Source organism: Candidatus Palauibacter sp. (assembly GCF_965261555.1).
Lineage (GTDB): Bacteria > Gemmatimonadota > Gemmatimonadetes > Palauibacterales > Palauibacteraceae > Palauibacter.
On sequence record NZ_OZ253465.1, the window covers coordinates 2,753,539 to 2,767,569 of the forward strand.

Annotated in this window: 10 protein-coding genes; 9 read left to right on the forward strand and 1 reads right to left on the reverse strand. The window is 69.4% G+C overall.

The genetic code is table 11. The annotated features are described in order from the left end of the window. Positions 1-7 precede the first annotated feature (7 nt). The 5 genes from ACQY5G_RS11850 (at position 8) to ACQY5G_RS11870 (ending at position 10,121) form a co-directional block, all read left to right on the forward strand. Entirely contained in the window at positions 8-3,418 is a 3,411-nt protein-coding gene (locus ACQY5G_RS11850; protein ID WP_428274226.1) for an efflux RND transporter permease subunit, read from the forward strand. Continuing rightward, positions 3,415-6,519: an efflux RND transporter permease subunit gene (locus ACQY5G_RS11855; protein ID WP_428274227.1), complete on the forward strand. Its 3,105-nt coding sequence runs from the start codon at positions 3,415-3,417 to the stop codon at positions 6,517-6,519. Before ACQY5G_RS11850 ends, ACQY5G_RS11855 begins: the two co-directional genes overlap by 4 nt. 209 nt (positions 6,520-6,728) lie before the next feature. After that, positions 6,729-7,277 carry a peptidylprolyl isomerase gene (locus tag ACQY5G_RS11860; protein WP_428274229.1) on the forward strand — a complete coding sequence of 183 codons (549 nt, stop codon included), beginning with the start codon at positions 6,729-6,731 and terminating at the stop codon, positions 7,275-7,277. Between the two features lie 76 nt (positions 7,278-7,353). Further along, positions 7,354-8,430, forward strand: coding sequence for a P1 family peptidase (locus tag ACQY5G_RS11865; protein ID WP_428278689.1), 1,077 nt, complete (start codon positions 7,354-7,356; stop codon positions 8,428-8,430). Between the two features lie 5 nt (positions 8,431-8,435). Continuing rightward, positions 8,436-10,121: a 4Fe-4S dicluster domain-containing protein gene (locus tag ACQY5G_RS11870; RefSeq protein ID WP_428274231.1), complete on the forward strand. Its 1,686-nt coding sequence runs from the start codon at positions 8,436-8,438 to the stop codon at positions 10,119-10,121. A 56-nt stretch (positions 10,122-10,177) separates the two neighbouring features. On the opposite strand, the gene ACQY5G_RS11875 is transcribed toward ACQY5G_RS11870, so the two are convergent. After that, on the reverse strand, positions 10,178-11,422 hold the full coding sequence (locus ACQY5G_RS11875; protein ID WP_428274233.1) for a hypothetical protein: 1,245 nt from the start codon (positions 11,420-11,422) through the stop codon (positions 10,178-10,180). Between the two features lie 65 nt (positions 11,423-11,487). Between ACQY5G_RS11875 and ACQY5G_RS11880 the strand changes: the two genes are divergently transcribed. From ACQY5G_RS11880 to ACQY5G_RS11895, 4 genes are all read left to right on the forward strand, one after another. Then, complete coding sequence (locus ACQY5G_RS11880; RefSeq protein WP_428274235.1) at positions 11,488-12,273, forward strand: lysophospholipid acyltransferase family protein; 786 nt, start codon at positions 11,488-11,490, stop codon at positions 12,271-12,273. 73 nt (positions 12,274-12,346) lie between these two features. Further along, entirely contained in the window at positions 12,347-12,484 is a 138-nt protein-coding gene (locus ACQY5G_RS11885) for a hypothetical protein (RefSeq protein ID WP_428274237.1), read from the forward strand. A gap of 105 nt (positions 12,485-12,589) precedes the next feature. Further along, entirely contained in the window at positions 12,590-12,841 is a 252-nt protein-coding gene (locus ACQY5G_RS11890) for a hypothetical protein (RefSeq protein WP_310785457.1), read from the forward strand. 62 nt (positions 12,842-12,903) lie between these two features. Next, complete coding sequence (locus tag ACQY5G_RS11895) at positions 12,904-14,028, forward strand: citrate/2-methylcitrate synthase (protein ID WP_428274240.1); 1,125 nt, start codon at positions 12,904-12,906, stop codon at positions 14,026-14,028. Positions 14,029-14,031: the final 3 nt, after the last annotated feature.

The window sequence follows — 14,031 nt, forward strand, 5'->3', positions numbered from 1 at the left end:
CTCGCTAGTGGCGCTTCCCGATCTGTCGCTTCGGCGGCCCGTCGCCACGGCGATGCTCTACGTGGGCATCGGCGTGCTGGGCGTGGTGTCCTTCCTCCGCCTGCCCATCGACCTCCTGCCGGACGTCTCCTTCCCGACGCTCTCGGTGTGGACGACGTATTCGGACGCGGGACCCGCGGAGGTCGAACGCTTCATCACGGAACCCATCGAGACGCGGCTGTACTCGATCCCGGGGGCGCGGCGGATCTCCTCGCGTTCGCGGGAGGGGCAGTCGCTCGTCCAGCTCCAGTTCGCGTGGGGCACGGACATGGAGTTCGCGACCCTCCACACCCGGGAGAAGCTGGACAACCTGTCCGAGAACCTCCCGGATGGCGCGGAGCGGCCCACGATCCTGAGATCGGACCCGACGAGCGATCCGATCATGACGCTGGCCGTGAGCGGGGCCGACCTGCGGCAACTCCGCGATCTCTCCGAGGTCGTCTTCAAGCGCCGACTGGAGCAGCTCGACGGCGTTTCGCTCGCGGGGCTTACGGGCGGACCCGAGCGGGAGCTGCGGGTCGTCGTGGATCCGGAATACCTGGATGTACACGAGGTCTCGCTCAGCGAGATCTCGAACGCGCTCGACCAGGCGAACTACAACGCGCCCGGCGGCACGATCCAGCGGGGCCGGTTCGAGTACAGCCTGCGGACGCTGGGCCAGTTCCGGGAGGTCGATGAACTGCTCGACGTCGTCATCGCTCGGCCGCAAGGGGTCGGGTCCCGTCCCATCCGGCTGTCCGATGTCGCCACCGTCGTCGACACGATCGCCGACCTGGAGACGATCGCGCGCTTCAACGGGGCACCCGCGATCGGGTTGCAGGTGTTCAAGGAGGCGGGGACGAACACGGTCCGCGTGGCGGACGGGGTGCGCGAGACGCTGGATCAGCTGCGGGAGGAGTTCCCGGGGATATCGGTCGAGATCGCCTCCAGCCAGGCGGCGTTCATCCGGGACGCGATCTCGAATGTCGTCTCTGCCCTGCTGCTGGGCGGGGCGCTGGCCTTCCTCGTCCTCTTCCTCTTCCTGCGCGATCCGAGGTATCCGCTCGCGATCGGACTCGCGATCCCGATCTCGGTCATGGCGGCCTTCGCGCTCTGCTACGCCTTCGACGTGAGTCTCAACATCATGTCCCTCGGCGGGCTCGCGCTCGGGGTGGGCCTGCTCGTCGACAACTCCATCGTGGTGCTCGAGAACATCTTCCGGCACCGCGAGGAATCGGGCGGGAGCGCGCGTGAGTCGGCCGGACGGGGCGCCCGGGAAGTGGCCGCGGCGATCACGGCGTCCACGCTCACCACGATCGCCGTATTCGGTCCGGTGCTCTACGTCGAGGGCGTGGCGGGCGCGCTCTTCGGCGACCTGTCGCTCGCGGTGACGTTCTCCCTCCTCGCCTCGCTTCTTGTGGCGCTCACGCTGCTCCCGGTCCTTGCCGCCCAGGTGGCCCGCGGGAGGCGCGGAGCGGAAGCCGCGGGCTCCGGTGGCGAGACCTCCCCGTCCGGGCGGCCCGAAGCGCCGGAGGCCGAGCGGCCGGGGCGCGTGCGCCGCTTCGGCAGGGCGCTGCGGGGGGGCGCCGTCGCGGGCGTGCGGGGCGTCGGAGGCGGGGTCGCCTACGTGGGGCGCTCGGTCCGGCTCACGGGCGTCGATGTCGCGAGGGTCGGCGGCGGGATCCTGGGCCGGCTCTTCGGTCCCTTCCTGCGGGCCTTCGAGCGCGGGTTCCTCCGGTTCGCGGACCGGTACGAGCGGACCCTCGAATGGGCCCTCGCACACCGCCTGGAGGTTCTCTCGATCGCCGTTGTCGCCCTGGCCGGCGCCGTCATGCTCGCCGGATCTCTCCCGCGGGGACTCATGCCCCGCGTCGATGAGCGGCAGTTCTGGGTCGAACTCAACCTCCCCCAGGGGACCCCGATCCGGACGACGGACGAGACGGCCGCGGACGTGGAGCGGCTGCTGCTCGGCATGCCGGACGTCTCGGGCGTCTTCACCAGGGTAGGCCGCAGCCGGGGCAGCGAACTCGCGGCGCGCGACCTGACCGGACTCAACAATGCGGCGCTCGACGTCCAGCTCGCCGGATCGTCCCGGCCGACGCCCGAAGCGATCGCCGAACTCCGCCAGCGGCTCGCCGGGAGCGGGGTGGACCCGGCCTTCGTGACGATCGAGACCGGGCGGGCCACCTCGCTCGGCAGGGCGCTGGCGATCGGGGAGGCGGACCTCGCAGTGAAGGTTCAGAGCGGAGAATTGGATGAACTCGTGCCTGTCGCCGAGGCGATCGAGACCCGGCTCGAGAGCGTTTCGACGCTGGCGGACGTCCGGCTGGACTTCCTTCGCACGCAGCCGGAACTCGTCATCGAGGTCGACCGGGAAGTGGCGGCACGCCACCAGATCACCGTGACTTCGGTCGCAACGGCGATCGAGGACTACCTCCGGGGGTCGGAGACGAACAACGCGTACTCGGTGTTCGCCGACAAGGTCGACATCCGGGTCACGATCCCGGAGACGGCCCGGCGCGAACTCGAGCGGGTGCTCGCGCTGCGGCTGCAGGGCGTGCCGATCGGGGAACTCGTGACGGTCCGGCGGGGGTTCGGTCCGGTCGAAATCCGGCGGGAGGACCAGAACCGCACGGTCCAGGTGCTCGCGGACGTGGCCGAGGGCGGGCTCCGGACGGCCGTCCGGGAGGTGGAAGCCGCGATCGCGGACATCCCGCGGCCTGCGCTCACGACCGTGCGCGTCGGCGGCGAGAACGAGGAGATGCAGAACAGCTTCCGTTCGCTCACCTTCGCCTTCGGCCTCGCGCTGGCCCTCGTCTTCCTCATCATGGCCGCCCAGTTCGAGTCGCTCGTGCAGCCGCTCGTCGTCCTCACCGCGGTGCCGCTGGCGGCGATCGGGGCGGTGACGGCGCTCTGGATCGCGGGGGACGGCCTCAACGCGATGAGCGGAATCGGGTTCGTGATTCTGATCGGCATCGTCGTCAACGACGCGATCGTGAAGGTCGATTTCATCAACCAGCGAAAACGGGCGGGGATGACGAAGCGCGCGGCGATCCTCGAAGCGGGCCGTCTGCGGCTCCGTCCCATCGTGATGACGACGATCACGACCGTCGTGGGGCTCCTCCCGCTCGCCGCCGGGCTGGGAGCCGGGGCCGATCTCCGCGCCCCGCTGGCCGTGGCGGTGATCGGCGGCCTCATCTCCGCGACCTTCCTCACGCTGATCGTCGTGCCCGTCGTATATTCGGTTCTCGTCGAACCATCCGTGTCCGTGGGACCCGACCCGGGCCCACGGCCCGAGCGTCGCGACCCGGCTGCGCTGCGGCCGAAGCCGGGGTACGGACTCGGCGGCCGCTCCGGGCCGGCGGCTCCGGGCATGGCGCGAGGGAGCGTGGAACCATGATCGATCTGGCCATTCGCCGACCGGTGGCGACCGCCGCGATCTACATCGCCCTCTTCGCGCTCGGCGTGACGAGCTTCCGGCTCATTCCGGTCGAGGATCTGCCCGAGGTCGAGTTCCCCAGTCTCACGGTCACCGCCACCTGGAACGGAGCCTCGCCCGAGGCGCTGGAAGCGTTCGTGACAGCGCCGCTCGAGACCGTCATCCAGCAGGTCGGCGGCGTGGAGAAGGTCGTCTCGGAGTCCTCCGCCGACCAGCGCGGGACCGGCTCCATCGCCCGGATCGACGTCGACTTCGAGCGCGACACGCGCATGGAGTTCGCCCGCCTTGCGCTCGGCGAGCGGATCAGCTCGATCCGGGACGAACTGCCCGAGGGCGTGGTGCCGATCCTCTCCGAGTACGTCCCGCAGGAATTCGCCGAAGAGGAAGAGCGGCTCCTCAGCTTCTCTCTGACCGGCCCCTACACGTTCGCGCGACTGGGAGAGATCGCCGAGGAGGAGATCGAGCCCTTCGTGCGCGGACTGCCGGGCGTGTCCGCGGTGGAGGTGTGGGGAGCGGAGCGCCGCGAGATCGCCGTCGAACTCGACCGGGGCCGGCTGGAGGCGCTCGGGCTGCGGCCGGAAGAGGTCAGCCGCCGGATCGTCGAGCTGTCCGAGCCGAGAGCTCCGGGATCGGTCGAACTCGATGGGCGGCAGTTCGCCATCGCCGTTCGCACCCGGGCGCTCGAGGTGTCCGACATCGCGGACATGATCGTCCTCACGCGGCCCGATGGGCCGATCCGCGTCGGCGACCTGGGGCAGGTCCGCGACCAGACGGAAGACCCGATGTCCTTCTGGCGCATCGACTCCCAGCCCACGATTTCGATCAGCGTGTACCGCCAGTCGGGCACGAACGTGATCCAGGTCGCCGATGAGGTGAAGGCCGCGATGACCGAACTGGGCTCGACGCTCCCGGCGGGCGTGGGCCTCGAGTTGCAGAGCGATCAGAGCGAGAACATCCGGGAGCAACTCTCGGAACTTCGACTCCGCGCGATCGCCGCCGCCATCGTGATCTTCATCGTGCTCACCCTCTTCCTGCGGTCGCTCGGCGCCGTCCTCGTCGTGTTCGCGACGATCGGCTTCAGCGTCCTCACCGCGGTGAACTTCCTCTACATGGGCGGTTTCTCGCTGAACCTGCTCACGCTGTGGGGACTTGCATGGGGGTTCGGCCTCGTCGTCGACAACGGCATCGTCGTGCTCGAGAACGTGGAGCGTCACCGCCGGGCGGGGGCGGGCCCATCCGATGCCGCGAGCCGCGGGGCGCGCCAGGTCGTCCTGCCGGTCCTCGCCGCGACGCTGACGACCGCGATCGTTCTCGTCCCCTTCCTCTTCCTGCAGGGAGAGTTGCGGGTCTACTACCTGCCGCTCTCCTTCGCCGTCGGCTTTTCGATCATCGCGAGCCTCTTCGTGGCGTTCACCTTCGTCCCGGCTCTCGCGTCGCGTGTCGCCCGCATGCGGGATTCCGCCGGGGCCGTGGTCGATCCGGCCCGGACGACGGGGGATGCCGCGTCAACGCCGATCCGCGTGTCGGAGCCGTTCTACATCACGGGATACCGGTCGCTCCTCGGGTTCGCCCTTCGGCACCCCGTCGTCGTCGCGCTCGTCTGCCTCGGGAGCCTCGCCGGGAGCTGGTATCTGTTCGACGAGCACGTGAGCCGGGGGAGGTACTGGAGCGGATTCGGCGGGAGCGACAGCTACATCACGATCAGCATCAGTTTCCCGCGCGGGGCGGGACTGGAGCGCACGGACGAACTCGTGCGTTCCTTCGAGGCGAAGCTCGCGACCATCGATGAGGTGGAGCGCTTCGAGGCGCGGGTCCAGCCCAACTACGCGTTCATGCGCGCGGAATTCCCGGACGAGATCGAGCACACGTCCATCCCGGTGGCCATCAAGGACCAGATGACCGCCTACAGTTACGGGTTCTCGGGCGTCGATGTCTACGTGCGGGGATTCGGCCCCAGCTTCTACGGCGGCGGCTCGAGTCCGCCCAACTACAGCCTGCAGGTGCTCGGGTACAACTACCTGACGGTGCAGGAGATCGCCGAGGAGATCGCGTCGCGCCTGACGCGATTCTCCCGGATCCGCGACGTGGACCCGAACGCGAACAGCGGCTATTACCAGCGCGACAAGGAGTTCGAGTACTACGTGGAGCCGGATCGGGAGGCGCTGGCGGCCTACAATCTCCCCGTTTCCCAGTTGCTCAGCTACGTCTCGAGCAACATCCAGGGCCGGCCGTTCGCGAGCCGGATCCGGGTGGGCGGCGAGGAGGTACAGTACGCGGTCAAGGTGGACGGGTATCGCGAGTTCGACTTCCACGATCTGAGCGACCTGCGCGTGCCGATCTCGTCCCGCGAGGAACTCCGGCTCGCGAGCGTCGCGGAGGTGGGGCGCCGGCAGGTCCTGGCCAACATCCGGCGGGAGGACCAGCAGTACGAGCGGACCGTGGCGTGGGAGTTTCGGGGGCCGGTGAGGTTCGGCGACCTCGTCCGCGACGCGGTCGTGGACGCGATGGAACTCCCGCCCGGATACAGGATCGAGAAATCGCGCTGGGGGGGCTGGACGACGGAGGAGGCGACGCAGATGTGGGTCGTCCTCGCCTTCTCCATTCTCCTCATCTACATGGTGACCGCCGGCCTGTTCGAGTCGCTCGCGGCGCCGTTCGTCGTGCTCTTCTCGCTGCCCTTCGCCCTCATCGGCGTCTTCCTCATCTTCTTCTACACCGACGCGACCTTCACGCGCACCGCGTTCATCGGCACGATCATGATGGGCGGCATCGTCGTGAACAATGCCATCCTTGTGGTCTACCACATCGGCGAAGTGCGCAAGCGCATGCCGACGGCCGCGGCGATCGTGCAGGGGACGCTGGAGCGGGTGCGCCCCATCCTCATGACGACGCTGACGACGGTGTTCGGACTCCTGCCTCTCGTCCTCTTCGCGCCCTCCCAGGATGACAACATCTGGAACGCCCTCGCGCTGGCGACGATCGGGGGGTTGATCTCGAGTACGCTGTTCGTGCTCGTCGCAATTCCGGTCGCATATCGTTACATCGTGGCACGCCGTATCTGACGGCACGCCCGCCGGCAGGCTGCGGCCTGAACGAGGGGCGCACGAGAACACAAAAGCTGACGGGGGTCGAGATGGTACGGTCGCGTCTGTCCAGGTCCGGTTTCAGGCCGGGTTGGCTGCTCCTCGGGTGTCTGCTGGCGGTAGCCGCCTGTGAGCCGGGCGGAGGACCGAGCGAATTCCTTCGTGACCCGGGTTCGGCAGAGGTGAACATGACGGCTCCGGAGACTTTTCAGGCTCGTTTCGAGACTTCGAAGGGAACGTTCGTCGTGGAGGCGCACCGCCAGTGGGCACCCAACGGCGTCGACCGCTTCTACAACCTGGTGGAGAACGGGTTCTTCGACGATGTGCGTTTCTTCCGCGTGATCGCCGGTTTCATGGCGCAGTTCGGGATCAACGGAGACCCGGAGATCCAGAGCGGATGGCGGGACGCGAACATCCAGGACGACCCGGTCGTCGTGGGGAACACGCGCGGGCGGGTGAGCTTCGCCCAGACGTCGATGCCGAACAGCCGAAGCACGCAACTCTTCATCAACTTCGGTGACAACTCGCGTCTCGACGGCATGGGGTTCGCCGCCATCGGCGAAGTCATTTCGGGCATGGACGTCGTGGACGCGCTCTACTCCGGGTACGGGGAGGGGGCGCCGGGCGGGAACGGGCCGAGCCAGGGCCGCATTCAGGAAGAGGGGAACGCCTACCTGGAGGCGGACTTCGCGGAATTGGACTACATCGAGAGGGCGACGATCAGCGGTGGGAATTAGGGGGACGACCGGCCGGGCAGCGACGGCGGCGGCGCTCGTCCTCGCGGCCATGGCGGTGTCGCCGCCCACGGACGCCATGGGCCAGGAGACGGGGCAGGTCGGCGGGGAGCGGCCGCGGGCGCGGGAGGCGGGCGTCCTCATCGGGCGGCTGCCGGCGGGGCCGCTGAATGCGATCACGGACGTGCCCGGGGTGCGCGTGGGCCACCGCACCGTGTGGGTGGGCGATTCGATCCGCACGGGGGTCACGGCGATCCTCCCGCACGGGGACAACGTGTTCGAGCGGCGGGTGCGGGCGGCGATCTCGGTCGGGAACGGGTTCGGGAAGCTGGTGGGACTGAGCCAGGTCAACGAACTCGGCGAACTCGAGACGCCGATCCTCCTCACCGGGACGCTGAGCGTGTTCCGCGCGGCGGACGCACTCCTCGATACCCTCCTGTCGCTCCCGGCGAACCGGGAGGTGCGGTCGATGAATCCGGTCGTCGGCGAGACGAACGACGGGTATCTGAGCGACATCCGCGTGCGCCCGATCCGGCCCGAGCACGTGCGCGAGGCGCTGCGGACCGCGGCGAGCGGCCCGGTGGAGGAGGGGTCGGTCGGAGCCGGGACGGGGACGATCGCCTTCGGCTGGAAGGGTGGCATCGGGACCTCGTCGCGACGGTTCGATCTCGGCGGACGGATCGTGAACGTCGGCGTGCTCGTGCAGAGCAACTTCGGCGGCTCGCTGCGGATCGACGGCGTGAGGGTGGGGGAGAAGCTCGCCGCGGCCGGTCTGCGCGGGGGGCGCGCCCAGGGCGATGGCGACGGTTCCGTGATGATCGTCATCGCGACGGACCTGCCGCTGGCGTACCGCGAACTGGACCGGGTGGCCGACCGCTCGTTCATGGGACTCGCCCGCACGGGGTCGCACATGTCGCACGGCTCCGGGGACTACGCGATCGCCTTCTCGACCGGCGACGGGGCTGCGGTCCGGGACGGCCGCTCGTTGTCCCGCGTCTTCGAGGCGGTCGTCGAGGCGACGGACGAAGCCGTCATCAACTCCCTCTTCGGGGCGACTTCCGTGACGGGGCACCGGGGACGGACGGTCGAAGCGCTCCCGCTCGAACCCACGCTGCAGCTGCTCCGCGAGGCGGGCGTCCTCGGGTCGCCGCGGTGAAACCGTTGATTCCCGCGTCCGCGCAGCCCCCGCTGCCCCGGGCGCGCTTCATCGTCGAAGAGGATCCCGGCCCTGAAGCGGTACCGCTGGACGTCCTCTTCGTGGGCGGAGGCCCCGCCGGGCTTGCCGGAGCGATCCGGCTCGCGCAACTCGCGGCGCGCGACCGCGAGGAGGGCGGGCCGCTCGCCGACCTCGAGATCGGCGTCCTCGAGAAGTCTGGCGAACTCGGCGAGCACTGCCTCTCCGGGGCGGTCGTGAACCCGGAGGCCTTCCGCACGCTCTTCCCGGATCTCGACGAGGCGGAGTTTCCCCTCCGGGGCCGCGTGGCGGGCGACCGGGTGCTGCTCCTCACGCAACGCGGAAGGATCCGGCTCCCGACCCCGCCCTCGATGCGGAACCACGGCCATCACGTGGCCTCGATCTGCGAGATCGTGCGCTGGCTGGGTGCGCGGGCGGAGGAGCTGGGGGTGAACGTATTCACGGGGTTCCCCGCCGACGCGCTCTTCATGCGCGGGGGGCAGGTCGTCGGCGTCCGCACGACGCCCGCCGGTCTCGACCGCGAGGGGAATCCGGCGGGCGGCTACATGCCGGCCACGGACCTCTCCGCGCGGGTCACCGTCCTCGCCGAAGGGACCCGCGGGCCTCTGAGCCTGGCCTGGCTCGAGCGGGAAGGCGTCGGTTCGGCGAACCCGCAGATCTTCGCGCTCGGAGTCAAGGAACTTTGGGAAGTCCCGCATGCGCCCGACGCGGTCACGCATACCATGGGTTGGCCGCTTCCGCGGGATGCGTTCGGCGGCAGCTTCATCTATCCCATGGGCGGAAATCTCGTGTCGCTGGGCCTCGTCGTGGGCCTCGACGCACCCTACGTCGACCTCGACGTACACGCGCTGCTGCAGCGCTTCAAGCAGCACTCGTTCGTGCGCGGGATCCTCGACGGTGGCGAACTCGTGGAGTGGGGAGCGAAGACGATTCCGGAGGGGGGATACCACGCGATCCCCGACCGGCTGAGCGGGGATGGACTGCTCATCGCCGGTGATGCGGCGGGACTCGTCGACGTCGCATCCCTCAAGGGCATCCACTACGCGATGCGGTCGGGCGTCCTCGCGGCGGACGCCATCGGCCGCGCCGTGTCGGACGGGCGCGCGGAGTCCGACGGGATGGAGGGCGCCGTCCCGGCGGCTCGCCTCGCGTCCTACGATGCGGCGCTGCGGGAGGGCCTCGTGCAGGACCCGCTGTACCGCAACCGGAACCAGCGGCTCGCCTTCAAGTCCGGCTTCTTCGCGGGAGGCCTCAAGGCGGGGCTCATGCAGGCGACGGGCGGAACGTTGCCCGGCGCCCGGATCCCGAGCGAGCCCGACGCGGCGGGCCCTCGTCACAAGCGCCTGGGGCTCGACTCCGCGTACGACTCCGAGCACGCCGTCGCCAAGGTCGACGCGGTCTTCCGCTCCGGGAACGCGACCCGGGACGACATCCCCTCGCACCTCCTCCCCGGGCCGGCAGCGGGCGCGGAGGTGTCGCCGGAGATGGCGGAAATTTATGCGAGCCTCTGCCCTGCGGGCGTGTACGAGCGCGACGGCGACCGCCTGGTCGTGAACGCGCCGAACTGCATCGACTGCAAGGCGACGGATGTCCTGGGTCCCCGCTGGACGCCGCGGGAGGGCGGCAGCGGCCCGGCCTACAAGAGGATGTGAGCCGGGCGGGCCGACACGGCCGGCCCGGTCAGCGTGCCCCCGTCAGCGTGCCTTGTTCAGCGGGCCCCGGTGGCGCGCGCAGCGTCCCATCCGAGGAGCGAGAAGGCGTCGGCCACCTGCTCGTACCCCGTCCGCATGAGGAAGGCGGAGTTCTTGCCGAAGCTCTTGGCGCCGAGGATGAAGAAACCGGGCTCGGGGTTGCGAAGCGTCTCCGGTCCGAGCGCCTCCGCACCGATACAGCAGTCCGCCGGCCCGTCGTCCGGCGGGCCCTGAGCGGCGAGCAGCGCGGCGGAGACCCCCATGGGGCCGTGAGACGCGTAGCAGACGTGCACCTGGAGCTGGCGATACAGCCGGTCGTCCGGTTCGTAGCCGACATTCGCCACGATCCGGTCGAAACGGTCGCGCCGAACGTTCCCGGCGATCTCCAGGTCGACCTCGAACCCTCGCGAATCGCGCTGCGCGACCGCGAGCAGCCGGCTCCGTGAGAGCCACTCGCAACCGGGAGGCGGCTCGGCGGCGATCGCGTTGGCCCGGCGCGTGAGCCTCACGCGCTCGGGGAGCGGATCGTCCGGGATCGCCAGCAGCGGGGTGCCGTGAGCCTCGCGGCTGGCCCAGGTGAACCGCGTCCCCGGGACGGAGCGGGCGAGAGCCGCGAGGGCGCACGCGGTGGTGGCGGCCGAATGCCCGCTTCCGAGGAGGAGCGTGCGCCGCGCTGCGTAGCGCCCGCGCTGGGCGCCGAGCACATCCCGGACGCGGTATTCGATCGCGCGCCTGGCGGATCGCTCGCCGATGGCGGGTGTGCCGCCCGGGCCCGCCCAGTTGGGCCGCCCGTAGGTCCCCGAGCAGTCGAACACGGCCCGGGCGAACACCTCGGTCTCGGCGCCGTTCTCCTCCACGAGCAGCCGGAAGGGCTGTTCGGCCCGGGCGGCCTCGCCGAGCGCCTCGCCCTTCAGCCGATCCGCCCGGGAGACGTCGCGCACGCGCGCCCGCTCCCGGAGATCCACGCGCGACCGCAGGGCCGCGGCCAGAGGCAGCAGGTAACGCGTCCGCAACTCCGTGCCCGTGAGCAGTTCCCCCGCCGCCGGCAGTTCGGCCTCCCGGCCACCCAGGAGTTCCAGCCCGGCGGGTCCCGCGTTCCACTCGAACGGAGAGAAGAGTCGGAGCCAGCCCCAGGCGCGGACGTGGTCCGCCACCGCCCCGGCGTCGAACACGGCCGTCGCGAGTCCGGCGCGGGCCGCGCGGGCCGCAGCCTCGAGCCCGACCGGCCCGGCTCCGATGATTGCAAGATCCATCGCTGGCACGCGCGCTGTCTCCGGATCGTCGTGGTTCACTGGCGTCTCGACCGCCCGGCCTTCCCGCCGATTCCGTGGCAACCTACTCTCAGGCGATGACGGATCGCGAGAACCCGAAGCGGGCGAGCGCGTCGCCGCCGGATTGGGCCCCGGGCCCCATCACGCGGCGGCTGACGCCGGTCACTCGCTGGATCATCACGAACTTCGTGGCTCCACCCTGCGTCTTCCTTCTCTTCGGTCTCCTCAACCGGACGCGGGTCTACGGGCGACGGCGAATCCGCCACGTCCCGAACACGCTCGTTCTCTCGAATCACCAATCGATGATCGACTCGTTTCCGATCGCCTACTACCTCTTCTTCCCGGAAAAGATGTTCAGGCCCGAACTCGCGCCCTGGAACGCGGCCGCGGCGGAGAACTTCTTCAAGAACCCGGTCTTTGCCTGGGTGTTCCACCAGTTCCAGTGCATTCCGGTGCGGCGCGGCCGCCGCGACCTGAGCGCGATGATCCGCTCGGCCGGCGTGCTTCGAGCGGGGATCCTCACCTTCTTCCCGGAGGGTACGCGCTCGCGGGACGGGCGGGTCGGACGCGGGCGGGCCGGCGCGGGCATGGTCATCCTCCAGACCCGTCCGCAGGTGGTCCCGATCACGCTGGAGGGGCTGGATCGCGTCCTTCCCATAGGCTCCCGCCTCCCGCGGATCGGGCAGCGGGTGTCGATCTACGTGGGCCGGCCCGTGCCGTACGACGACCTCGCCGCCGAGGGCCGTTCGCGAAAGAACGCCCAACAGATCGTCGACCGGGCGATGGAGCGGATCGCCTTCCAGCAACGCGTTCTCCGGCGCCTGCACCGCCGCCGCACGTAGCGGCCCGCGGCAAGAGCCCCGCGGCGTTCGGGCGGCGCTGGACATTCGCGGTCAGATCCGACATTCTTCCCACATGACTATCACAGTGTACTACGTCCTCGTGACGATTCTGCTCGGACTGCTCGTGGGCCTTCTCATGGGCGGCGGTTTCGCGTTCGCATGCCGGCTCCCCGGACTCGATGCGTCTGACCGGGAGGTCCCGCCGGGCTGACCGAATCAGACCGCATTCGCCGATCCCTCCGACCGCGAACCTTCTTCCCGATTTCGTGATCGCACGCTATCTTTCTTGGCTGCGTTCCTGCCGCCAGAGGTGCAAATGACAAAGACCTTCCAGGATGACGACGGGCGCCGGTGGAAAGCATGGCTCGCTTCGCGCGAGGTCTTCTGGCCGGACCCGAACGAAAAGGCGCCGCCCGACGATTTCGAGGCGGTCGTGTTCGTCTGTTTCTCCGATCCGTATCAGAGCCAGCGGCGGCTTCGGCTTCCGCAGGGTTCGTTCGAACAGCTCAGTCTCGATGATCTCAAGAAGCACTTCAAGCAGGCGAAACTCGATCCCGCCATCCGCTAGGGACACGACACTCGCCGTCCGCGCGGAAGCTCCCGCGCCATACCGAAAGGCCTTGTGACAGAATGACCGCCGCCGCCGGGAAAGGGCTAGAAGGCGTCGTCGCCTCGCAGACTTCACTCAGCTTCATCGACGGACTCAAGGGCATCCTCGTCTATCGGGGCTACAACATCCACGAACTCGCGCCGAACGTCTCGTTCCCCGAGAGCGTGTTCCTGCTCTGGAACGGGCGGCTGCCAGGACGCTCGGAACTCGACGAGTTCGAGGCGGCGCTGGCCGCACAGCGCACGCTGGACCCGAGAACCGTGGAGGGACTGAAGGGGCTTCCGGCGGAGACCGTGCCGATGTCGGCCCTTCGGACAGGGGTCTCGCTGGAGGGCGTGTACGATCCGGATGCCGAGGACAACTCGGCCGAGGCGAACCGGCGCAAGGCCGAGCGGCTCGTGGCGCGGACCCCCACGATCATTGCGGCGATACACCGCATTCGGCAGGGGCTGGAGCCGCTGGATCCCGACCCATCGCTCTCGCTGTCCGCCGACTTCGTGAGGATGGCGAACGGCGAACCCGGCACGGACGAAGCCGTCGATGCGCTCGACCGGACGCTGCTCCTGTACCTCGACCACGGGTTCAACGCGTCGACCTTCGCCTGCCGCGTCATCGCCGCCACACTCGGAGACATGCACTCGGCCGCGACCGGGGGCGTGGGGGCGCTGAAAGGCGAGCTACACGGCGGGGCGAACGCGAGGGCCATGCACACCCTGCTCGAGATCGGCGACACGGAAAACGTCGGGCCGTGGCTCGACCGTGCCTTCGCCGAGAAGCGGAAGATCATGGGCTTCGGCCACCGCGTCTACAAGACGGAGGACCCGCGGGCGACGCACCTTCGCGAGATGTCCCGCGTGCTCACACAGCAGGCGGGGCTCGGGAAGTTCTACGAGATGTCCCGGAAGCTCGAGGACCGGATGATCTCCGAGAAGGGGATCAACCCGAACGTCGACTTCTACTGTGCGACAGTCTACTACGCGCTGGGCATCCCGATCGACCTCTACACGCCGCTCTTCGCGATGGGGCGGATGGGCGGCTGGACGGCGCACGTGATGGAGCAGCACGCGGACAACCGGCTCATTCGGCCCCGTGCGGAGTATGTGGGGGAGATGGACCTGCGCTGGGTGCCGATGGACGAGCGCTGAGCC

What these genes read in the sequence shown, in the direction of transcription:
- ACQY5G_RS11890 (WP_310785457.1), top strand. Translation starts at nt 12,590, where the DNA reads ATGACAAAGACCTTCCAGGATGACGACGGGCGCCGGTGGAAAGCATGG.
- ACQY5G_RS11865 (WP_428278689.1), top strand. Translation starts at nt 7,354, where the DNA reads ATGGGCCAGGAGACGGGGCAGGTCGGCGGGGAGCGGCCGCGGGCGCGG.
- ACQY5G_RS11855 (WP_428274227.1), top strand. Translation starts at nt 3,415, where the DNA reads ATGATCGATCTGGCCATTCGCCGACCGGTGGCGACCGCCGCGATCTAC.
- ACQY5G_RS11885 (WP_428274237.1), top strand. Translation starts at nt 12,347, where the DNA reads ATGACTATCACAGTGTACTACGTCCTCGTGACGATTCTGCTCGGACTG.
- ACQY5G_RS11860 (WP_428274229.1), top strand. Translation starts at nt 6,729, where the DNA reads ATGACGGCTCCGGAGACTTTTCAGGCTCGTTTCGAGACTTCGAAGGGA.
- ACQY5G_RS11895 (WP_428274240.1), top strand. Translation starts at nt 12,904, where the DNA reads ATGACCGCCGCCGCCGGGAAAGGGCTAGAAGGCGTCGTCGCCTCGCAG.